The sequence below is a fragment of the Methylocella sp. genome (genome assembly GCA_037200525.1).
Taxonomy (GTDB): Bacteria; Pseudomonadota; Alphaproteobacteria; order Rhizobiales; family Beijerinckiaceae; genus Methylocapsa.
This window is the reverse complement of sequence record JBBCGG010000001.1, coordinates 30020-50982: the sequence shown is the minus strand read 5'-3', so window position 1 is coordinate 50982 and position 20963 is coordinate 30020. Positions and strand designations below refer to the sequence as shown.

Annotated in this window: 20 protein-coding genes and 2 pseudogenes; 13 read left to right on the top strand and 9 right to left on the bottom strand. The window is 61.0% G+C overall.

Translation table 11 applies throughout. The features are described from left to right. Positions 1-65 precede the first annotated feature (65 nt). Entirely contained in the window at positions 66-611 is a 546-nt protein-coding gene (locus tag WDN46_00265) for a peroxidase-related enzyme (protein MEJ0091915.1), read from the bottom strand. 121 nt (positions 612-732) lie between these two features. Between WDN46_00265 and WDN46_00260 the strand changes: the two genes are divergently transcribed. Further along, complete coding sequence (locus WDN46_00260; GenBank protein ID MEJ0091914.1) at positions 733-1638, top strand: LysR family transcriptional regulator; 906 nt, start codon at positions 733-735, stop codon at positions 1636-1638. A gap of 25 nt (positions 1639-1663) precedes the next feature. On the opposite strand, the gene WDN46_00255 is transcribed toward WDN46_00260, so the two are convergent. The 5 genes from WDN46_00255 to WDN46_00235 form a co-directional block, all read right to left on the bottom strand. Continuing rightward, the gene (locus WDN46_00255) at positions 1664-2884 is read right to left on the bottom strand and encodes an acyl-CoA dehydrogenase family protein (protein ID MEJ0091913.1); all 1221 of its coding nucleotides are present in this window, start codon (positions 2882-2884) and stop codon (positions 1664-1666) included. After that, positions 2881-3921, bottom strand: coding sequence for an NrtA/SsuA/CpmA family ABC transporter substrate-binding protein (locus WDN46_00250; protein ID MEJ0091912.1), 1041 nt, complete (start codon positions 3919-3921; stop codon positions 2881-2883). The genes WDN46_00255 and WDN46_00250 overlap by 4 nt, the downstream gene beginning before the upstream one ends. A gap of 38 nt (positions 3922-3959) precedes the next feature. Then, positions 3960-4676 (bottom strand): ABC transporter ATP-binding protein, encoded by a 717-nt coding sequence (locus tag WDN46_00245; protein ID MEJ0091911.1) that lies wholly within the window; start codon positions 4674-4676, stop codon positions 3960-3962. Next, positions 4673-5419: an ABC transporter permease subunit gene (locus tag WDN46_00240; protein ID MEJ0091910.1), complete on the bottom strand. Its 747-nt coding sequence runs from the start codon at positions 5417-5419 to the stop codon at positions 4673-4675. Before WDN46_00240 ends, WDN46_00245 begins: the two co-directional genes overlap by 4 nt. A 181-nt stretch (positions 5420-5600) precedes the next feature. Then, positions 5601-6683, bottom strand: a complete 1083-nt coding sequence (locus WDN46_00235; GenBank protein ID MEJ0091909.1) for an LLM class flavin-dependent oxidoreductase — start codon at positions 6681-6683, stop codon at positions 5601-5603. Between the two features lie 998 nt (positions 6684-7681). On the opposite strand from WDN46_00235, the gene WDN46_00230 reads away from it, so the two are divergent. From WDN46_00230 to WDN46_00210, 5 genes and pseudogenes are all read left to right on the top strand, one after another. After that, positions 7682-9010, top strand: a complete 1329-nt coding sequence (locus WDN46_00230; protein ID MEJ0091908.1) for a nucleotide disphospho-sugar-binding domain-containing protein — start codon at positions 7682-7684, stop codon at positions 9008-9010. 715 nt (positions 9011-9725) lie between these two features. After that, the gene (locus tag WDN46_00225) at positions 9726-10481 is read left to right on the top strand and encodes a response regulator (GenBank protein ID MEJ0091907.1); all 756 of its coding nucleotides are present in this window, start codon (positions 9726-9728) and stop codon (positions 10479-10481) included. Positions 10482-10831: 350 nt separating this feature from the next. Then, a pseudogene (locus WDN46_00220) lies at positions 10832-11002 on the top strand (transposase). Next, entirely contained in the window at positions 10969-11592 is a 624-nt protein-coding gene (locus WDN46_00215) for an IS5 family transposase (GenBank protein ID MEJ0091906.1), read from the top strand. The pseudogene WDN46_00220 and the gene WDN46_00215 overlap by 34 nt, the downstream one beginning before the upstream one ends. A 122-nt stretch (positions 11593-11714) precedes the next feature. Further along, positions 11715-13109: an MFS transporter gene (locus WDN46_00210; GenBank protein ID MEJ0091905.1), complete on the top strand. Its 1395-nt coding sequence runs from the start codon at positions 11715-11717 to the stop codon at positions 13107-13109. On the opposite strand, the gene WDN46_00205 is transcribed toward WDN46_00210, so the two are convergent. Next, on the bottom strand, positions 13101-13268 hold the full coding sequence (locus tag WDN46_00205) for a hypothetical protein (protein ID MEJ0091904.1): 168 nt from the start codon (positions 13266-13268) through the stop codon (positions 13101-13103). The two genes, WDN46_00210 and WDN46_00205, sit on opposite strands and share 9 nt — an antisense overlap. 142 nt (positions 13269-13410) lie before the next feature. Between WDN46_00205 and WDN46_00200 the strand changes: the two genes are divergently transcribed. The 3 genes from WDN46_00200 to WDN46_00190 all read left to right on the top strand — a co-directional run bounded on the left by WDN46_00200 (position 13411) and on the right by WDN46_00190 (position 15998). Then, positions 13411-13626, top strand: coding sequence for a hypothetical protein (locus WDN46_00200; GenBank protein ID MEJ0091903.1), 216 nt, complete (start codon positions 13411-13413; stop codon positions 13624-13626). 706 nt (positions 13627-14332) lie between these two features. Beyond that, positions 14333-14971, top strand: a complete 639-nt coding sequence (locus WDN46_00195) for a hypothetical protein (GenBank protein MEJ0091902.1) — start codon at positions 14333-14335, stop codon at positions 14969-14971. A gap of 661 nt (positions 14972-15632) precedes the next feature. After that, entirely contained in the window at positions 15633-15998 is a 366-nt protein-coding gene (locus WDN46_00190) for a hypothetical protein (protein MEJ0091901.1), read from the top strand. On the opposite strand, the gene WDN46_00185 is transcribed toward WDN46_00190, so the two are convergent. Beyond that, complete coding sequence (locus WDN46_00185) at positions 15988-16611, bottom strand: IS5 family transposase (GenBank protein MEJ0091900.1); 624 nt, start codon at positions 16609-16611, stop codon at positions 15988-15990. The two genes, WDN46_00190 and WDN46_00185, sit on opposite strands and share 11 nt — an antisense overlap. Then, positions 16578-16715: pseudogene (locus WDN46_00180) on the bottom strand (transposase). Before WDN46_00180 ends, WDN46_00185 begins: the two are co-directional and overlap by 34 nt. Positions 16716-16812: 97 nt before the next feature. On the opposite strand from WDN46_00180, the gene WDN46_00175 reads away from it, so the two are divergent. The 4 genes from WDN46_00175 (at position 16813) to WDN46_00160 (ending at position 20940) form a co-directional block, all read left to right on the top strand. Beyond that, a complete protein-coding gene (locus tag WDN46_00175) occupies positions 16813-17796 on the top strand; it encodes a hypothetical protein (protein MEJ0091899.1) in 984 nt (327 codons plus the stop codon). A 192-nt stretch (positions 17797-17988) separates the two neighbouring features. After that, positions 17989-18993 carry a hypothetical protein gene (locus WDN46_00170; protein MEJ0091898.1) on the top strand — a complete coding sequence of 335 codons (1005 nt, stop codon included), beginning with the start codon at positions 17989-17991 and terminating at the stop codon, positions 18991-18993. Next, a complete protein-coding gene (locus WDN46_00165) occupies positions 18994-19461 on the top strand; it encodes a hypothetical protein (protein ID MEJ0091897.1) in 468 nt (155 codons plus the stop codon). It abuts the gene before it with no gap. 315 nt (positions 19462-19776) lie between these two features. After that, on the top strand, positions 19777-20940 hold the full coding sequence (locus WDN46_00160; protein ID MEJ0091896.1) for a hypothetical protein: 1164 nt from the start codon (positions 19777-19779) through the stop codon (positions 20938-20940). The last annotated feature ends 23 nt before the right edge of the window (positions 20941-20963 follow it).

Genomic DNA, 20963 nt, shown 5'->3' with positions numbered 1-20963 from the left:
TGAGCTCCTTCAGCAAGGGGGCGGGCCGGCGATCGGCGCGGGGATTCGCCAGCCCACTCCGCGCGTCAGGCCGCTTCGGCGGCGCGAATGACCGGGAAATCGATGTCGGTCTCCGCGACCACGTTGAGCAAGTTGGTGAAGGTATTCTCCGCGATGACGGCAATAATCTCCACAATCTGGCTGTCGCTGAGGCCGGCGTCGCGAACGGCCTTGATATCGGCGTCGCCGACATGGCCGCGCTCACGCGCCGCCTTGGCTGCGAAACGCACTACCGCGTCCGCTTTCGCGTCACCCGATTCGCCCTTGCGGTTGAGAGCGATTTCTTCCGGGCTGATCTTCGCCAGGTTCAGGCCGAGGTAGCTGTGCGCCGACAGGCAGTAGTCGCAACCGTTCACTTGGGCCACGGCCAGCGCAATCCGCTCCCGCATCTTGACGTCGAGCGTCTTCGTGAGCGCCGCGTTGTTGGCGGCGAGGCCCTGAAGCGCGGCGGGGCTACTAGCGATGAGACGGAACATGTTCGGCACGACGCCGAGTTGCTTATGCACGGCATCGAGGATCGGCTTCGAGGCTTCAGGAACATCGTCGCGGGCGGGAATGGTAAGGCGGGACATGGCTTTCTCCTTCTGAACGGGAACCGGGGGATCGGTCCTCACAAAAGAAGAAGAAATCTGTTCCATCTGAAAGGATAATCAGCTATTATCGAGAATAAACATCTCATAGGATGGAATAATCGTGGATCGGCTCGAAGCGATGACGATTGTGCTGCGGGTGGTGGAAAAGGGGAGCTTCTCCGCCGCCAGCCGGGAGCTAGGCATCCCGCTCGCGACCGTCAGCCGGAAGGTGAACGAGCTTGAGACCCATCTCGGGATCAAGCTTTTGGTCAGAACGACCCGAAAGGTCGGGCTCACCGATGCAGGCGCGGCATATGTAACCTCGGCTAGACGCATTCTTGAGGATATCGACGAAACCGAGCGAATCGCCGCCGGCGAGTTCCATGCGCCCCGCGGCGAACTGGTCTTGACGGCCCCGGTCCTGTTTGGCCGTTTGTATATCCTCCCCGTCGTCGCCGACTTCCTTGCCGCCTATCCTGAGATCAACATCCGGCTGCTGCTATTGGATCGGAATCTTCACCTGCTCGACGATCATGTCGATATGGCGGCGCGGATCGGCCAGCTGCCGGACAGCGGCATGGTTGCGACGCGCATCGGCTCGATGCGCACGGTAGTGTGCGCCAGTCCAAAGCTGCTCGCGGCGCATGGCGTTCCCAAATCTCCAGAGGATTTGGCCTCGCTGCCGACCGTAAATTTCGAATTCCTATCGCCGGCCTCGGCCTGGTCGTTCCGGTTGAAGGACGCGAAAGGAGTAACCGACGTGTTGATCCGGCCGCGACTCTCGGTGTCCACTACCGAGGCGGCTGTTTGGGCTGCGATCCAGGGCGTAGGCGCGACCAGGGTGCTGCACTATCAATGCGCTGACGCCCTGCGCGACGGATCGCTCCAGATTATTCTGGCGGACTTCGAAGCGGAGCCGCTACCGATTCACCTGATTCATGCTGCGCGTGGGGCGCTTCCCACGAAGACGAGGGTTTTCCTCGATTTTGCGGCGCCCCGCATCAAGGCGAAGCTGAAGTCGCTCTGACTTCGAACGCACGGCGTCTGCACACTCAGAAGAAACCTTTATCCGGCAGCGGCGCGCCGGAGATCACATGAGCGCCGATCGCCATCGCCTTGTATGAATCCGGATTATGCGAGGCGAGCGTGCGGGCATTGCGCCAGTGACGGTCGAGATTGAGCGTGCGCTTGGTCGCCGAAGCGCCGCCGACATCGAAAATGAGGCTGCCGCTGCGGATAGCCAGCTCGTCCACCACGACCTTGGCCTGGGCGGCCGCCAGCGAGGCGGCGTGCGCCAGTTCGCTGTCGTCGCGTCCGGCGTCGCGCGTCCGGCTGATGACGTCGAAGGCGTCGGCGGCAGCGAGCACGGCCGCCTCCGCCGCAAAGGCATAGGCCGCGATCTGCCCGACCGCTTGCCGCAGGATTGGGTCATCGGCGGGCCGCTCGGCCGGAGCGTGGTAGAAGTTGCGGCCCCGACTGTTGACCAGCGTCGCCGCGTCGTCGCGGATGGCGCGAACGATGCCGGCGACGATAGCGGTCAGGAAGAGCTGCGGCTGGGTATTGGCATAGGCGAGCGCATAGCCGATGCCCTCGCGGTCGAAGACCGCCTCCTCCTGCTCGACCCGGACGTTGCGGAAATGGGTGGTGCCTGAGGCGGTGAGGCGCTGTCCCGCGCCATCCCAGTCGTCGATGATCTCGACTCCCTGTCGCGTGGTCGGCACGATGACGGCTGCGACGGCTCCCGACGGATCCGCCGCCCGCACCAGAACGAGATCAGAATATAATGTTCCGGTCGTATAGTACTTGACCCCGTTCAGCCGGTAGCCGCCTGGCTCCGGCGTCAGGGTGGTGTCCGGCGGCGTCGCGCCGGCGCGCGGAGTGCCGAGCTCGGTGTTGCCAAGCCCGACGATTGCCCCGTCCAGCACGGCCCTCTGCCAGCGCCGCTCTTGCTCCGTGCGCGGCCGGCGGGCGTATTGTTCCGCCACCGTGAAGTGATTGCGCAGGATGTGCGCCACATTGGCGTCCGCCGCCCCAAGGCGGATGACGAGGCCGAACAGCTCGCGGAAACTCGCGTCCCTTCCGCCATCCTCGCGGCGCAGGCGCAGGGCGCCGAACCGGGCCTGCCGGAGCCATTCGATCTGCTCGAACAAGAGAATGCGCTCCCGCTCCCGCTCGGCGGCTCCTTCCGCGATGCGGGCGAATAGTGCCTCGTAGTCGACCTCCCGAATGGGAGCCGAGTGGTCGATCTCATCGACGGAAGCCGGCCGGTTCATCGCCTGTCCTCAATCTGGGCTAGGTGATCGGCGATCTTCACCGGTTCGGGCAGAACCTTGCGCGCAACCAGCCACTCGGACGCCTTCTGCAATTCGGCCAAAAAAGCTTCGTCGTTCGCCGAATAGAGCTTGTACTGCTTCTTGAGGCCGATGAAATGGTCGCGCACCTGATCGCTGTAGCCGGCCTTGGCCTGGGCGAGACGTTCGGCTTCTTCCGTGTGGGTGGAGGCCCAATCGGCCTCGATCTTCAGCGCCGCGTTGAAGGCGCGGACGAGGTCGGGGTTGTTTTGCGCGAACTCGCGGCGCGTGAGGTAGGAGGTGAAGTCGATTTGGAAATCGAGGTCGCGCTCCTCAAGGAACACGTCGTGCGCCTTGTATTCGAAGCGGGCGATATCGACGCCGGGGCTCCACATCGACCAAGCGTCGACTTTGCCAGACGCGAGGGCCGGGGCCGCATCCGGCGGGTTGAGATAGACGAAATTGACCTTGGAGCGATCAATTCCGTGCTTCTCCAGTGCGGCGACCAGCAGGAACTCGCCTAGCCCGGACCGGTTCACGGCCACCGACTTGCCGACCAGATCCTCGACCTTGTCGATGCCCGAACCGTCCTTGGCGACGATCGCCGTGGTGCGGGGGCTGTAGATGAGGAATTGAGTGAAGACCAGCGGCGAGCCGGCGATTATGGCGGCGAGCGCCGGAGTCGTGCTGCCGCCGAAGCTGAAGTCGGCCGTGCCGCCGGTCACCGCCTGCAGGGTCGGCGCATGGTTGGGGAACGGGCCGACCCATTCCACCTTAATGCCGTCCTTGGCGAGGGCTTTTTCCAGCTCGCCGCGCTCCTTTACGATGAAGGTGAGGCCGGTATAGCCCCAGGTGAGGCGCAATGTGTTGGTGGTGCGCCCGGTAGCGGAGGCGGCGGGAAGGGTCGAGACGCTTACAAGACCGCCGACGCCGGCGAGCGAGCCTGCCCCGAGCAGGGACGACGCCAGGAAGCTGCGGCGGGAGAAACTGGGGAAATATGAGTCCGACGAATGGGTCATGGTGGCCTCCGGGGAGATCCGAAGTTGATGAGGAGGGTTCAGTGCGCGGCGTAGGCGACCCCGAGTTCCGCTAGGAGCCGGATGCGTAAGGCCGCCGAGTTGTCGAGGCCTTCGAGCCGGTGCTCGGCGGCGATGGCGCCTGCGCGCATCACGAGCACGCGGTCGGCGAGCGCGGTGGCTTCGTCGACGTCGTGGGTGACGAGAAGAACGCCCGGCTGGTGGCGGGCCACCAGTTCCTTGACGAGCCGGTGCATGCGGATGCGCGTCAAGGCGTCGAGCGCTGCGAAAGGTTCGTCGAGCAGCAGCAGTTCCGGCTCTTGCACGAGGGCGCGGGCCAGCGCCACGCGCTGGGCCTGCCCGCCAGAGAGGTTGCGCGGCCAATCGTCCAGGCGGTTGCCGAGCCCCACCTCGGCGAGCGCATCGCCGGCGCGCTCGCGGGCGCCCCTTTCCGGCAGGCCAAGCGCGACGTTGCGCCAAAGCGAATCCCACGGCAGCAGCCGATGTTCCTGGAAGACGACCGCGGGCCGGCCCGGCGCCTCGATGCGGCCGCGGTCGATCGGGTCAAGCCCGGCCAGCGCCCGCAGCAACGTTGTCTTGCCGCAACCGCTCTCGCCGAGCAGCGCGACGAACTCGCCGCGCGCGATGGTGAGGTTCAGCCCGTCGATAACCACGCGGGAGCCGTAGGCGCGGCGAAGATCGACGACGACAACGGCCGCGCGCGGAGCGGCGGCGGTCTCGGCGAGGGCGAGGCTCATCGGCCGGCTCCGTAGTTCGGGTGCCAGGCGAGGAGCGAGCGCTCCAGCGCCCGGGCGATCGAATCCGCGACGATGCCGATCAGCGCATACAGCGCGATGGCCAGCACGATGACGTCGGTGCGCAGGAATTCGCGGGCGTCCATGGCGAGAAAGCCGAGGCCGGACTGGGCGCCGATGGTCTCGGCCACGACGAGGGCGAGCCATGCGGTCGCCAACGCATAGCGCACGCCGGTGAGGATCGACGGCAGAGCGCCGGGCAGGATGATGCGGCGAATGAGCTGAAGCGCGCCGAGGCCGCGCACGCGGCCGAGTTCGATCAGCTTTGGGTCGACCTGTCGGATGCCGAGCACGGTGTTGATGTAGATCGGGAAAGCGACGCCGAGCGCTACCAGGAATATCTTCTGGCCCTCGCCGACGCCAAACCAGACGATGACCAGCGGCAGCAGGGCGAGGAAGGGAATGGCGCGGAGCATCTGCACGCTGCGGTCGATGGCGGCCTCGGCGAAGCGGGAGAAGCCGACCAATGTGCCCAGGACGAAGCCTATGCCGCCGCCGATCAAGAAGCCAATGGCCGCGCGCGCCAGGCTGGTCCCGAGATCGCGCGGCAGCGACCCGTTCAGCGTCAGCCGCCACGCGGTATTCATCACCTTGCTTGGCGCCGGCAGCACTTGTGGCGAAAGCCAGCCGCAACGGGCTAGCGTTTCCCAGACGACGACGAGCGCAACCGGCGCAAGCCAGGAGATGACCGCGAGGCTGTGCGGTCCGAGCTCCGAACGCGTCGTTGCGCGAACAGGGCGGGCGGCGGAGAGGGAAGGAGCTTCGGCCTGCGCCCGCGGGCCCGCGCTCACCGCGGGCGCGGACAGACTTGATGCGGGCTCGATAGTGCTCACGGGCGTAGGGCTCCGGGGTTTCGGGAAAGGGGAATCAGCCGGCGGCGGGGAGTTCGCGCGCCACCGCGGGCGCCGTGCGGCCGACGCGCGGAAAGATTTCCACGGCGAAGCGACGCATCTCCGCGCGCAGCGGCTGGAATTGCAGCATGAACAACTCGATGCCCGCGGCATGGAAGGCGAGGATCCGCTCCGCCACCTGGTCGTAGCTGCCGACGAGACCGGCGGCGGTGCCGCCGTTGCTGCCGATCCGCACCGACTTCGTCATAGTCTGGAACATCACAACCTTGGCGTCGGAATGGCTGCGCTGGACCGCGCGCGCATCGGCATCTTTTTCCGCGAGCTTTAGCAGGTGCTCGTAATTGGCCCTCGCCTCATCCTCGGTCTCGCGAGCGATGACGAAGGCGGAGAGGCCGAAGCGCAGCGGCGCCGCGCGGCGCGGACGGCGGCGCAGATCGCCAATGAGGCCCGCAACATCGTCAAGCGGCTGGCCGTTGATGAACCAGACGTCGCCATGTTCGGCGACAAGGGCGCGGGCTGGCTCGGATTCTCCGCCGACATAAATAGCGGGTCGACCGCGATAATGGTCTTTTGGGGTGAGCTTATAGTCCGTGACGGTAAAGCTCGGGCCGCGATGATCGACGCGCTCGCCGGAGGTGAGCCGCGAGACGATGGAAATCCATTCCTGTCCATAGGCGTAACGGTCGTCGTGCTCGCCGAAGGGAATTCCCGCCTTCTCGAATTCGATGCGGTTCCAGGCGTTGACGAGATTGATGCCGAAGCGGCCGCGGCTGATGTTCTCGATCTGCAGTGCCATTTTCGCCAGAAAGACGGGGTGGCAAATATAGGGCTTGATCGCCGCGATCAGCTCGATGCGGCTGGTCAGCGCCGCGAGAGCCGCCGTCGCCGTCCAGGTTTCGAGCTGATCTTGATCCGGCAAGTGCGGATTGACGGTGTGCTGGGCGATCAAGGTGGAGTCAAAGCCCAGCGCTTCGGCTTCCAGCACAACGGCGCGGTTATGTTCCCACGAAGCGTCGAAGGGTTCGGCAGGGTCCTGCAGCGCGGCGCGAGGCCCGTGCACCGGGGCCCAGATCCCGAAACGAAGAGCGGAGGCTGTCATGACATTCCCTTGGCTCAGGACTTCACCACGCTCTCCAAACGGCGGCGCGTGATCTCCGACGAAGTATGTTATCTATTTGTTCTATAGATTATAGTATCTACCTAGGCGACGCAAATGGTTGATCGGATGCGCCGGCAATTGCGCCTGCCAAGGAACGGACGAAAGCGGGGCGGCTCGCCTGCATTGACAGGCGGCTTTTGCGACGCGATCTAATCTGACTCCTTGCAGCGATAATTGGCCGCTGCTTGGCCGCTCGATCTGATTGAACGGACGTTGGCCGCGGGACCGACGCAAACCGATGGCTTTATGATCCACTTCGTAGCGGAGCAAGTTGATTTGCTGGCGCTATAGTGAAGACTCTAACAGGAGAACGTCAACTATCTCGGCAACATCGCCGCCGCCGCTCAAATGATGAAGTTGAATTTCAGCGCCGCGCTCCACGCTCCTCTGCGCATCGACGTGTGCGAAAACACGCATGGCGGACGACTTTCGAATACGATAAGCCCTCAACGCAGTTTGGTCAGTTTCACAATGCCGATATCGACAACGTCGCTCAGAGTCCCGACGACCGCTTGTTACATCTGATTAGGAAGGCGAGCGCTTAAGCCGCTCACAATACGCCTTCGCCTGCGAGCCAATGCGGCATCTGCAGCAAAGCGTATGTTTCATTTAACATCGGCCACGCAATTGAGGATCTTGAAGAAGAAAACGCCTGGAGAGAAGCTTTCGCAAATTGCGATGTGCTGCGCCTAGAGCGGGAGAGAGGTGAAAGCGCTCATTGGTTCCGCTCTAGGATCGCCATTTTTTCGATGCCAGTTCTGGCAACCTAAAGAACGATCAACTAACGCAAGCTGGGCCAATACTAGACAAGCGGCGACCCCGTTTGACATTACGATCGTCATCTGATTTCTCCGAAATGAAATATTAGCGAAACAGAGATGCGGTTATTGCTCACTCAGAACGACCCCGTTTTCTACGAATCAGAGTGGCAGAATCGCATGAAAGTTCTCATCGCCTCGACGCCCGCGACAGGGCATATCAATCCAATGTTTTCGATCGGGAAAATGCTTGTTGCGGCAGGTCACGAGGTCGTCGGCTTATCGGCCACCGCCATGCGCGATCGCATCGAAGCAGTCGGCGCCGCGTTTCGCGCTTTTCCGGCAGAGGCGGATCTTGATCTGCGAAACATCCTTGCTGTGTTTCCAGAACTCGCGAACATACCCCCAGGGATTGAAATGTCCCGATTCTATTGTGAGAATGCGCTAGTCGGTCCAATGGCGGCGCAGTACGAGGGCCTACAGCAGGTCTTGCGCGACTTCCCCGCGGATGTGATCATTGCGGACAATTTTCTTTGCGGCATCATGCCGATGTTGCTCGGGCAAGCGCGTTCGGAGCGTCCGCCGATTGTTCTATGCGGCACGATGTTCCTGCACTCCCGCCGCGACGATGGCGCGCCAAACTTCGCTGGTTTGCCGCCTGCCAGCAGCGAAGTCGAGCGCGAGGAATATGCCGCCATCTCCAAAGAGCATGACAGCGTCCTCTATGGTCCCGTGCTCGACAGCTTGAACGCTCGCCTAGCCGGCTTAGGCGTTCGTCCCCTTTCTATGAACCTGTTCCACGCCCTAGTCGTTCTCCCAGATGCTTATCTGCAATTGACTGCGCCAAGTTTCGAATTTCCGCGACAGGATTTGCCGGACTCGGTGCATTTTGTCGGCTCTCTTCCAATCATTCCAAATCAGGCCCCGCTCCCGACCTGGGCGCACGAGTTGGACGGCTCGCGCAAAGTCGTGCTGGTAACCCAGGGGACTGTGAACAATTTCGATTTCGGCCAGTTGGTCGCCCCGGCGCTTGCGGCGCTCGCCAATGAGCCTGATGTGCTCGTCGTCGTCACCGCGGGCGGGCGTCCCGTCGACGCCATACCCGGCCCAATTCCCGCCAACGCGCGGGTAGCCAGCTATCTGCCCTTCGAATGGGCGCTCGCAAAGGCCGACGTATTCGTCACCAATGGCGGCTATGGCAGCGTCAATCAATCTCTGAGCTTCGGAATTCCCCTTGTCACGGCGGGGCTGACTGAAGACAAAGCCGACGTGAACGCCCGCGTCGGCTGGTCTGGCGTCGGCATTAATCTTGCGACCAATGAGCCGACGCCGGAGGCGCTGCGCGAGGCGGTCCGGGCCGTATTGGACAAGCCAAATTATCGGTCGCGCGCATCGGCCATGGCCAAGGAGTTCGGCGAGATCGACACGCGGTCCGAAATACTCCGCATTCTCGATGAGGTTTCCGGTGTTTCAGCGAAGGAGCGCGGCCGTCGGGTCGCGGGCAGATGATTTGATCGGCCGCTGCCCCCGTCGCTTTCTCAATCAAAAGCGGCGGAGGCTCGCGTCCGCGTCTCATAAACAACGCAGGATTTAAGATGGGTCATGGCTTAAAGGATAGAGTTGCGCTCGTCACGGGCGGCTCGCGAGGCATCGGCGCGGCAGTCGCGGGATCATGGTCAACAATGTACAGCCCGGCCCAGTCGACACCAATATGAATCCGGCCAACGGGCCTCTCGGCAATCTCATGCGGGAATGGACCGCCTTGAAGCGATACGGGCAGGGCAGCGACGTCGCCGGCCTAGTATCCTATCTGGCAAGCCGGAGGCGGCGTTTGTGACAGGCGCCAGCATCGCTATCGACGGCGGAGCCGCCGCCTAAGGGTTACCGCTGGCCCACGTTTCTCTTTGCTAAAGGTAGCTTGCTTGGCCGTTCCAGCGCCTCGCACCGGTCATGTCTACAGACGCGCGCTGATCTTAATGTGCGATCTGTGTCTTCTCCAAGACTGGAGGCCACATATCGTTATGCCTGCGAATGTGCTGAATGCGACGGAATATATGATGATGCACACCATTCAATCGGGCGGACCTGCGTCGCCGCATGGCCTAATCCCTGGGCTGTGGCCTCGAGCTAGGCGCCGCCATGCATATCCGCGTGTCGGAAATGTCGGCCTTTCACGACTTGCCCGAGGCTGCGCCTTGGATGAGGCCAGAGACGCGCTAAGAGCATGACGCCCCAAGATCAAGCCGAGCCAAATCAATGCGCCGCGTCGATGCGCGTTCTCGTCGTCGACGATGACCCCGCCATACGGCAGTTGATCGTCAATTATCTCGAGCAGCATAACCTGCGCGTCATCTCGGCCTCGGGACGGCAGGACATGATTCGTCATTTCGCCATGGGCGAACCCGACCTTGTGGTGCTGGATCTCCGGCTCGGGCGAGAGGATGGGCTCGAGCTGCTGCGCGAGATCCGCGCGCGCTCCGACGTTCCTGTGATCATCGCCACCGGCCATCGCCGCGATGAAATCGACCGGGTTGTCGGGCTCGAGCTCGGCGCCGATGATTACCTCACCAAGCCGTTCAGCCTGCGGGAATTGCTGGCGCGGATCCGGGCCGTGCTTCGGCGATGGGAAACCGGGCGCGCGATCCTTCATCGGGATCCTGAGTGGAGCCGCTGCACGTTCGGCGGTTGGCAGCTTGATCGCCGCATCCGGCGTCTCACCAGCCCGAATGGGGAGGCCGTCGGGCTGACCAAAGGCGAATATGCGCTGCTGATCGCCTTTCTGGACGCGCCGCAGCGACCGCTGACGCGCGAACACCTCCTTCAGGCCACGCGCATGCACGAGGACATATTCGACCGCAGCATCGACGTGCAAATCCTGCGGCTCCGCCGCAAACTGGAGATTGACCCAAGCGCGCCGCGCATCATCCAGACCGAGCGCAACGTCGGCTATGTGTTCGCCATCGCGGTCGAGCGGTTCTGACTAGTCCATCGTCGATTTCGCAGGCAAGCTGCTCCTGGCCATTCCAGCGGCCATTGAAGATCGGCGCGGATCAAGGAGCATTGAAGCGCTCAATGGTTCGACGCAATGAGCTGGCGTCTCCGCGATGATCAGGACGGGTGCAAGAATTTCGCCTTCCGAACGAAGTTCAGATGCGCCCTAAATGCCGATGCTCTTCCAACTTTTCGCCGCGGCGATCTCCGCCGCATTCAGATGATGAGTCAGCGCAGCAAACTGAGCGCAGCATCCGACTCGCGGCGCATCCCTCTAGGCTCAGGACCTATTAAATTTGCCTGAGATGTGATTCCTGGTCTCCGCATGGGGAGGCTGGGATGAGTGATTTGTTTTTGTTGGGCGAGCGGCAGATGGCGCGGCTTGCGCCGCATTTTCCTCTGTCGCATGGCGTTCCGCGGGTTGACGACCGTCGGGTGGTCAGCGGAATCGTCTATGTGATCCGCAACGGCCTGCAATGGAAAGATGCGCCCAAGGATTACGGGCCGCACAAGACGCTTTACAATCGCTTCATCCGCTGGAGCCGGCTCGGCGTCTTCGACCGCATATTCGCCGCGCTCGCTGGCGAAGGTCCAAAGCCCGAGCGCATCATGATCGACGCCACGCATCTGAAGGCGCATCGCACAGCGGCGAGCCTGCTCAAAAAGGGGCTCTTCCCCGCCGTATCGGGCGCACGAAAGGCGGACTGAACTCGAAGCTCCACGTCGTTTGCGACGGCGCCGGCAAGCCCCTCGTCATGTTGCTCTCGGAGGGCCAGATGAGCGACCACAAGGGCGCGCGGCTGATGCTCAAGGCTTTACCGCCCGCTTCAATGTTGATCGCCGACAGGGGCTACGACAGCAACTGGTTCCGCGCCGCGCTGAAGGCCAGGGGCGTCGAGCCCTGCATCCCGCCAACCAGAAGCCGCAAGCTTCCCATTGCCTATGACAAGACGCTCTACCGCCAGCGTCACAAAATCGAGAACATGTTCGCCAAGCTCAAGGACTGGCGGCGCATCGCAACCCGCTATGATCGATGCGCCCACACCTTCTTCTCCGCCATCTGCATCGCAGCCGCCGTCCTCTTCTATCTCAATCAATGAGTCCTGAGCCTAGCCTTGGTGAGCTATCGATGAAGCCCAGACAATCGTCCTCTTGGTCTTGGATGCTTGCTAATCGATTGTCGGCCCCTAAGAGCGTCGTTCGGGACAAGACGGGGGAGGCCTTGGATGTTTCATCTGCCAGCATCCTAAATGCAGCCGCCATCTCTGCGCGGCTGGATCGGCTGCCGCAGACGTTCGCGGTCTGGAAGTTGGTAATCCTGTTGAGCCTTGGCTTCTTCTTTGAGCTCTACGATCTTCTTTACACAGGCAGCATCGCGCCCGGCCTAGTTAAGGGCGGCATCCTGACGGCGACGACGCCTGGTCTATTCGGCTCCACCGGCGTGGCGGCTTTCGTCGCGGCGCTGTTTGCCGGTCTATTTGTCGGCACTCTCGCCTGCGGATTTCTGGCCGATAAATATGGACGGCGTCCGATCTTCACCTACTCGCTACTCTGGTACACGGCTGCAAATGTCATCATGGCTTTCCAGAGCACAGCTTTCGACCTCAACTTCTGGCGCTTTATTTCTGGCATCGGCATCGGCGTTGAGTTGATCGTCATTGGGGCCTACCTCTCCGAGCTGGTTCCAAAGCATATTCGCGGCAGGGCCTTCGCTTGCTGCCAAGCCATTGGCTTTTTGTCAGTGCCGATCGCCGCTTTTCTTTCCTATTTTTTGGCGCCGCAAGCGCCGTTCGGTATGGACGGTTGGCGCTGGGTAGTCTTGATCGGAACGCATGGAGCAATCTTCATTTGGTGGATCCGCCGCGGCTTGCCGGAGAGCCCGCGCTGGCTTGCACAGCAGGGCAGACTGGCGGAGGCCGATAGCATCATGACGGCGTTGGAGACTCGGGTCGCGGCTGAATATGGCCGCCCTTTGCCAGCGCCCGCAGCCCCGGAGCGGTTTGTTGCTCGCCACCAGATGCGCGAGATGTGGTCCGGGCCCTACCTCAAGCGAACGATAATGATGATCATCTTCAATGTCTTCCAAACGGTCAGCTTCTACGGCTTCGCCAACTGGGCGCCGACGCTTTTGATCAAGCAAGGCATCACGATCACGAACAGTCTGTTCTACGCCGCGATCATCGCGCTCGCCGCGCCGGTCGGGCCGCTGCTCGGCCTAGCCATCGCGGACCGGTTCGAACGCAAATATGTGCTCGTCACTGCCTCGTTAGCCATTATTGTCTGCGGCCTGGCGTTCAGCGAGGCGAGCAACGCCACGTCCATCATATTGCTCGGCGCCTGCTTAACGCTCGCGAACAACATCATGTCCTACACCTTTCACGCCTATCAACAGGAGCTCTTTCCCACCGGAATTCGAGCGCGGGCGGTCGGCTTTGTCTATTCGTGGAGTCGGTTTTCCGCGATTTTTACAGGCTTCGCCATTGCCTTCGTGTTGGAGCGCTCCGGCGTCATGGGCGTGTTCGTCTTCATCGCGGCGGCAATGCTGGCAGCGGCGCTCGCCATTGGATTGATGGGACCGCGCACCCGCAATCTCGCATTAGAGAAGATCTCAAAATAGGACGAGAAAATCGACCCCGACGATTTGCGGAGCGCTAAACGGAACGCGGAAATAGGGTCTGCGCTGAGATTTCAGGATCTCCTTGCAATGCGGCTTGCCGCCCGATGCGCCGACGAGTTTCGACTCACGGTCCCCCGGGCAATCCGATTGGCGCTCCATATTGCTTAAGCGCCGGTTCGCGCTCAACGCCGCGTCCATTGTGGCATCGCCCGGCTCGCCGTCATGGGGTTGATACTCGATCAGCTCACGACTTGGTCAGGTCACGGGCGCCAATTTCTTGGCGCGGCGATGCGACAGGGAGGTGAACCTCCACATTCCATTTGCGGAGATCGGGGAGCGTTGGAGCCCGTTCATGCGTCAGAAGTGGAGTTGCTCCCAGGATGCCTATGCCATGGAGCAACGCGTCTTCGATTCGCTCAGCCGTTTTCGGACCGAAGGGGAGCGCATTCGCTGCGCGGAGATCGATCTAAAATCTGCCTGGGCGACATGCCTGGCGGCTGACGGCGATGCGATTTGAAAAATGAGCGGATGTCCGGATCGCCCGACCATGTCAGTAGCCCAGCGCCCTTCGGAAACAACGTTGGTCAGGTTTCTGTGGATATCGGCGTTTTCATGGGTGCTATGAGAAGCCCAACTCAAGACCGAAGATGCTCAAGAAATGCGAAGATACTCAAGGTTTTGGGCGTGAGCATCTTCAGGTGACAGTGAGCATCTTCGGACGGCGACGATCGGCAAGCCGCGCGTCGAGAAGAGCTCACAAGATGGGAGATGCCCATGCTTAGGTGTTTTGGTTTCGGAACGATCATCATGATCGGCGCAGCTTCGGCCATGATCTTATCAATCGACCATTGGCGGGCCGACGCTTTGACTCCGAGCGGTGCTCATCGCCAAGCTGCGCCAGACAATGGAACGTGGAACCCGGTTAAGCAAGTACGCGGTTTTTCGCTCGGCCATTTACGCTTTAAGCGAAGGCGAAGACAGAAGACGCAACAGCAAATCCCAATACGCCGTCGATCCAGCCGTCACATCGTTTCGGACAATTTACCTGCCGAATTCGGAGAGATCGATCGCTGATTTGGCGGAGGAAGCGGAATCAGTCGCGACCATGGTGAATACGCGAGGTGTTGGGATGTGCCCACCGTCGCCGTCGGCTTTCGGACCGTTTTTGACCGCCCGCCGAACGATGTAAAAGCGAGTCGGTCACGAGACGAGCGCGGGCACGATTGGGCCGGATTCGTTCGGCCATCGCAGAGAATCACGGCACGGTGATCGACGCTTACATCGAGTATTTAATTTCTCTGGATAAGCTGAAGTCGCACGTCGAAACGCATATGTCGACATTCATGAGTAAAGTATCAGTCCCCGAGGAAGACGGTGCAGCGCTTCATGCGGCTAGGAATTTTGCGCTCGTTTACGCAGGCGGCATGCTTGCCTTTCAAGCCGGGTTTCTTCCCTGGAGGAAAGCGAATATACTCGACGCTGTCGCGACATGCTTTAATGACGGTTACTCACTTCTCCTGAGTCGGCAGGGCGGAGAAGATCTCGCCAAGCAAAATGTGAAGAAAAACGTTGAAATAATCAAAAACGTGAGGGTCAAATCACCGTCAACGAAGGAGTTCTCTATCGTCGAACGTGGGGGCCAGAAACAGATCTTCATGCGGGCAACCGTTTTTGCCAAGTGGTTCGCTAACTGGAGAGTCCTTCTTAACGCTTTGAAAGCGGTGGACAGCGCCGGCGCGCTCATCAAGCCAAACACCGTTAATGCGTTGAGGAGGGGGACTGGCTACGAGTGGGCGGTCTCGACGCCGCGCTGGCCCGATCATACCAAGCAAAAAACGATAGTGATCCGTTACGATATCTGATCTGTGCGGCCAGGGGGAGCACGCATCGGCGCCTTCCCTTGTCGGTAGTGCGTTTGTTTCGATAGTGCGTTTTTCGTGATTCGCGAACTCAACGATCAGCTGGGCTGCCAGCATCGCGACGGGCGCGGCCTCATTCATCGCTTGGCTATCGGCCACCAGCCTCGGCCGCCGTGCTGTTCCCCCAGCGCCCGGCTGCGCCAACCCGACCAGCTGCGCCTGGCGCTTAATCGCGGGCCTCGCGACCAACAATCAACTAACATTCAACCCGAACCATCCCGTAGGGGCAGGTCAACAGCTTCAGCGATCGATTTTCCCTACGCCGTCGGAACCTCCACTTGGTGCAGCTTCGCCACGATCTCCTCGGGCTTATGCCGTTTCTTGCCCATCCCGAAATCCTCCTCAAGGCCTCAAAAGCCATACTTCAGGGAAGACCGCTTGTCAGGGGCAAGATCATTCGGGGCGGTTGACAAAGCGGCTAAAGTAAGGCGTAAATAGCAGGCATTCGCAAAGGCTGCGAAATTGCGCTTGCAATCAGGGCGAATACAGCTTCTTTGTTGTTTCCGTGGATTATCCAAGAAATGGGTCCCGATAATTTTGCAGGCTCGACCGAGCTATGCCGCTAAATTTGACATAAAATAATTCAAGACGGGAAACGTGCAAGATGATTAGTCGTCTCCCTGGGGTTATCGCGATTTCTGCTGTTTCTCTACTTGGCATGCTTCACGGCGCACAAGCTGATGGAAGCGACAATGCGTATCAAGCGTTTCTTGCTGTTCTTGCCACGATGACAGCATCCTCTAACACTGTTATTCAAAATGAGAGGAACGCGGGTCGGCTCCTTACGATTAGACAAGCACTGACGAGCAAGCTTGTGAAGGATGTTGGTCCGCCATCGGCGGCCGCCCCCGCCGCTACGACAGACCCAGTGAATGGTTATTTGACCTCGGCGAGCAAAATCAATGGCAAATACCTGCTTTGTAATTTCCGATGGGAAAAGACAACGCTAGGCTCAGGACTCATTGATTGAGATAGAAGAGGACGGCGGCTGCGATGCAGATGGCGGAGAAGAAGGTGTGGGCGCATCGATCATAGCGGGTTGCGATGCGCCGCCAGTCCTTGAGCTTGGCGAACATGTTCTCGATTTTGTGACGCTGGCGGTAGAGCGTCTTGTCATAGGCAATGGGAAGCTTGCGGCTTCTGGTTGGCGGGATGCAGGGCTCGACGCCCCTGGCCTTCAGCGCGGCGCGGAACCAGTTGCTGTCGTAGCCCCTGTCGGCGATCAACATTGAAGCGGGCGGTAAAGCCTTGAGCATCAGCCGCGCGCCCTTGTGGTCGCTCATCTGGCCCTCCGAGAGCAACATGACGAGGGGCTTGCCGGCGCCGTCGCAAACGACGTGGAGCTTCGAGTTCAGTCCGCCTTTCGTGCGCCCGATACGGCGGGGAAGAGCCCCTTTTTGAGCAGGCTCGCCGCTGTGCGATGCGCCTTCAGATGCGTGGCGTCGATCATGATGCGCTCGGGCTTTGGACCTTCGCCAGCGAGCGCGGCGAATATGCGGTCGAAGACGCCGAGCCGGCTCCAGCGGATGAAGCGATTGTAAAGCGTCTTGTGCGGCCCGTAATCCTTGGGCGCATCTTTCCATTGCAGGCCGTTGCGGATCACATAGACGATTCCGCTGACCACCCGACGGTCGTCAACCCGCGGAACGCCATGCGACAGAGGAAAATGCGGCGCAAGCCGCGCCATCTGCCGCTCGCCCAACAAAAACAAATCACTCATCCCAGCCTCCCCATGCGGAGACCAGGAATCACATCTCAGGCAAATTTAATAGGTCCTGAGCCTAGTGTCCAGCCTCTCGGACACGGACGCAAAGGCGGCGGTTGTTGTTGACCATCTTGCCACCTTAACTGCTCAAAATTACCTGACTTCGGTCCTTTCTGAGTTGAAATCGCTGACACCCCCGAAATCTACTGACATTCCGCAGGCATTCAAGCAACTATTCGATGTATACCAGGTTAAAGTCGGCGACAGCTTGTCGTCCAAAGACGACAGCAAGACTCGAGATAACGTAAGAAAAGTCTGCGAAGCAGACCTATCGGAATCCGACAGGGCGTACTACGGCGAAGCTATAAACTTCCAGCACGCGGGGGTCGCAGAGGCAGCCCCGGCGGCAGCTGGACTGGGGTTGCCGTCATTGTCGTTTCTGGGACCGTATGGAACTGCGTTCGACGCCATTGTCGGCATTATCGGACCAGTGTTCATTGATTTTTCCAACATCGCGGCTCAGGCCAAGCAAAAGCAGGCGGTAAAGGAATTTCTCGATCAAAATAAGGAGGCGCTGCGAGCTAAGGGGGAAGCGTTAGGACGCATGACGTCTGACTATCTTTTTTCGCAGCGTCTTTCCCTGGCCGGCCAGTTCGCCGAGCAAATTGCCAGCGTCAAAGCAATGCATGTTGACCTCGCAAAGATCGATGCATGTCAAGTTGATACGGCGATTTTGGCCAAAAGGTCCGATAGCGGCGCGCCGAATGACGCCTTCATCATCTGCTACAGTACAGTATGGTCTCAGTACAGTAAGTTGGTTGAAGACGCCCTCAAGACGGCGAGCGCTTACGATCAGTTAGCTGACGCCGGCGATACGAACACGGCGCTCGCCAACTATATGAAGATATTCAATCATTACGACGAGGTAGTTCAGTGGAGCAGCAGCGCTGAGGATATTTGGGCGTCGGTCACCCAATTGATTACTTTCGCGGGGGCCATTGCGAACGCGACATCTGGCAGCAATCTCACAGCGATAAAAAAGGCGATCGACGCGCTGAAGTAGGATGATGTGACTGGAACTCACCAGTTTATTCGCCGATTTTCCGTCAGCTGTGGACGGTCGTTTGTCGTTGTGGCCGTCGCGTTCGTTTCGCTGTCTTTATCCGTTGCCGCCTGCCGCGCCGCCGACCCGAGGGTCGGCGCGTCGGATCTTCGAATTGCGCTCGATCCCGGAGCGTTAGAGGGTCAAGCGTTTATGGTGCTCGATGTTTCGGGAGCAGGCGACGCGACGCTCGCGGAACCCAAGGATCTCGGCATACCGAACCCGCCGCCTCTTAGCGTGACGTTTTCCGCGACCGAACTTCCTTCGGACGGCGACACGCGGCACTGGCTCCTGGCCGCCACGGCCAAAGGTCTGACAGATGTGGTGACGCAGAAGCGCTTTGTTTCATTCATGTTGGGGCATCAACCCGTGACCCTGCCTTATACCCTGACGAACCGGCCGACGCAGGAGTTCGCGTGGTCCGTCAAGGCACCGACAGCGGAAATAAGCCTTCGGCCCGGTCAAGCAATTGAAATCGGCGTCTCGGTGGGCCCTGTCCCGGCGACAGACGTTGGGCTGAGCCAGGCGATTTTCATCGAACAGACGACAAAGACCCTTGTCGGCGGAGGCTGGGAGCTTTGCGACTCTTTACCCGACTGCAAAGACCACGCGTTCCCGATCCCCGCGAACTCGCAGAAGCGGCTTTGGCTGCGACCGAAGGGCGGAGCGGAGGTGATCGGCAAGTACTCAGGAACGGTCGTCATCGGTGCCGCACAGAAGCGGGATGGGGAAACGGCGACTATGTCCGTCTCGGGAACCTCCGCGTGGTGCCAGTGGCTCGGTGCCGGGGCGATTCTGCTTGGCGTCCTTTTCGCGTGGACCGTCAACGGCTACCTTCAGACCCGGCTCAACCGCGCTCAGCTGCTACGTCCGGCAGCCGCATTGATGGAGCAGGTCGACGAGACGCAGAATCGATTAAGATCCTGCCCTGCGATGCTGGCCCAGCAGACATCGCAAACAACCGCCGCGCTAAACACTCTGGCGACAAACCTTTCGGACATCGCGTTGCAGACGGCCAATTTGCTGCCAGGAAGGATTCCCAATCCCTTCCTTGCCTGGACGCCCGATCCGGAGGCCTACAAAGCCTATCTTGCGCGGCAGACCCAGAAGCTGGCTTGGCTCGACCTCCTAGTCACGCAGGGCTTTGAGAAGCTATAGGTGAAAATTCCGCCCGCGCCGGCCGATCCGCTTCTTGCCGCCGCACGACAAAGCTCGGACGCCCTCGACGCGTTCTCTACTCGAGACGCGCCGCCCCAGCCCGACCCGCTGGCCGACATCATGCACATAGTCGGCGGTTTTCCGCCGCCCGCCCTCAGCGCGCAAATGGCGGCGCCGGGGGCTCCCCAGGCGGGTCACGCCGCGCCCGCTCTTGCGTACCAGCGGCTGACAGTCGAGATCGCGAATACGAGCCTTCTGGCCTGGGCCTTATTCGCCGTGCCGGCCACCGCCCTCGGCGCTTACGTTGTCGTTCTGGCGAATACGGGGTTCGGGCTGGCCGCCGATTTTCTGCTCTGCTTTTTTTGGGGTGTCGGCCTGCCGATCGGCGCGCAGCAGCTCACGCAGTCGACAACAATCTCGACGGCTGCGTCTGCCTTGGGCGTCACGGTTCCCACCACGAGGAAGTAGACCCGATGGTTGTCGGATCGGAAGGAGGAAACGGAGCGGGTTCGTTCGAGAACACCAAAGACGCCGCAGGCAAGCTTCTGGGCCAGCTCGTTTCGAAGTTCGGCCAAAGGGAGGACGTTGAAGATTGAGCGGCGATAAACGGCGCCAGCGCGCTGTTTGGGGGCTGCGCGCTCTTAAACGTCGCGAAGGTCAGTGCCTCTGGCCCCGGGGCGAGGCGGCGTCTCTCTCCCTCCCTCGGCTTTTTCTTGCGGATGTTTCAGGCATGATTTCGCAGTCGCCAACCTCGGCATTTAAACAGATAAGTGAGGCGTCGCTATGTCACTCGCTCCCAGAAAAAAGCCCGCCCGTCGTGATGTCGTCATCGTCACAACGCCGCCCGCAGCGGACGCCGCCGTTCAAGCCGCCGCTCCGTCGCCTCCATCCGTTGCTGCTTACGACGTGATTAGCGCCGTGCAGGCGTTGGGATTCGCTGTCAAACCGCTTTTTCCTGACGCATCGGTTCACGCGCCGATGATCGCCGCCGCAACCGCTCCGGCGGCGCAGAACCCCGAGTTGGCCGCCATTGAGCGTGAACAGCGTCGATACTACGTGGCTCACGTCGAGACAGACGCTCAGGCGCAGCAGATTGTCGAACAGCTCACGTCAGCGCCCGGCGTAAGCAACGTATATGTGAAGCCGGCGGTCGGATGCCCGCTGGCGCCGCCATGCGCCAAGCCGACTGCGCCCGCAGTCGTTCCAGACTACTCGGTGCAGCAGGGCTACCTCGACGCGGCCCCCGCAGGCATCGGCGCGCGAAATTTCGCCTGGACTCTCCCTGACGGCAAGGGAGACAATGTTCGATTTATCGACATCGAAGGGGGATGGACCGTGGACCACGTCGAACTGCGCGGCACCGGCTGCCTGATCGGCGGACAGCCGTTTACCGATGCAGACTGGACAAATCACGGGACGGCGGCGCTAGGCGTCCTTCGTGCCGCAGATAATAGCTTCGGCGTAATGGGAATCGCGCCAGAAGCTTCGTTCAACGCCATCTCGCATCAGGGCCTCGGATCGGCCGGCGCGATCGATCTCGCGTCCTGTTCGCTTCAGGCCGGCGACATCACGCTGCTCGAAATGCATCGGCCAGGGCCGCGTTTCGGCCTCCAGTCACGCGATGACCAGCAGGGTTACATCGCGGTCGAATGGTGGCCCGATGACTTTCTGGCCGTCCGACGCGCGGTGCTTCGCGGCGTGATCGTCGTCGAAGCTGCGGGGAACGGCGCGCAGGATCTCGACGATTTTCTCCACGACACGCCCGACCCTTCCTTCCCGGAGACATGGGCGAATTCGTTCAAGGGCGCCGCCCCCGTCAAGGTGCGGAATCTTCTCCGCGCGAGCGGCAGCCCGCAAACAACTAGCCTTGCCGGCGGGATTGGGCAGCGCATTGGCAACCGGCCGGACCTCGCCGCCCCGATCCCCGCCATCACCCCTTCCGTATAAACGCATATGGTCAGGAGGAAGAT

Coding starts and splice junctions, on each gene's coding strand:
- WDN46_00265 (MEJ0091915.1), bottom strand. CDS start 611: ATGTCCCGCCTTACCATTCCCGCCCGCGACGATGTTCCTGAAGCCTCG.
- WDN46_00255 (MEJ0091913.1), bottom strand. CDS start 2,884: ATGAACCGGCCGGCTTCCGTCGATGAGATCGACCACTCGGCTCCCATT.
- WDN46_00250 (MEJ0091912.1), bottom strand. CDS start 3,921: ATGACCCATTCGTCGGACTCATATTTCCCCAGTTTCTCCCGCCGCAGC.
- WDN46_00245 (MEJ0091911.1), bottom strand. CDS start 4,676: ATGAGCCTCGCCCTCGCCGAGACCGCCGCCGCTCCGCGCGCGGCCGTT.
- WDN46_00235 (MEJ0091909.1), bottom strand. CDS start 6,683: ATGACAGCCTCCGCTCTTCGTTTCGGGATCTGGGCCCCGGTGCACGGG.
- WDN46_00230 (MEJ0091908.1), top strand. CDS start 7,682: ATGAAAGTTCTCATCGCCTCGACGCCCGCGACAGGGCATATCAATCCA.
- WDN46_00225 (MEJ0091907.1), top strand. CDS start 9,726: ATGACGCCCCAAGATCAAGCCGAGCCAAATCAATGCGCCGCGTCGATG.
- WDN46_00215 (MEJ0091906.1), top strand. CDS start 10,969: ATGGAAAGATGCGCCCAAGGATTACGGGCCGCACAAGACGCTTTACAA.
- WDN46_00205 (MEJ0091904.1), bottom strand. CDS start 13,268: ATGGAGCGCCAATCGGATTGCCCGGGGGACCGTGAGTCGAAACTCGTC.
- WDN46_00190 (MEJ0091901.1), top strand. CDS start 15,633: ATGATTAGTCGTCTCCCTGGGGTTATCGCGATTTCTGCTGTTTCTCTA.
- WDN46_00185 (MEJ0091900.1), bottom strand. CDS start 16,611: ATGGAAAGATGCGCCCAAGGATTACGGGCCGCACAAGACGCTTTACAA.
- WDN46_00170 (MEJ0091898.1), top strand. CDS start 17,989: ATGGTGCTCGATGTTTCGGGAGCAGGCGACGCGACGCTCGCGGAACCC.
- WDN46_00160 (MEJ0091896.1), top strand. CDS start 19,777: ATGTCACTCGCTCCCAGAAAAAAGCCCGCCCGTCGTGATGTCGTCATC.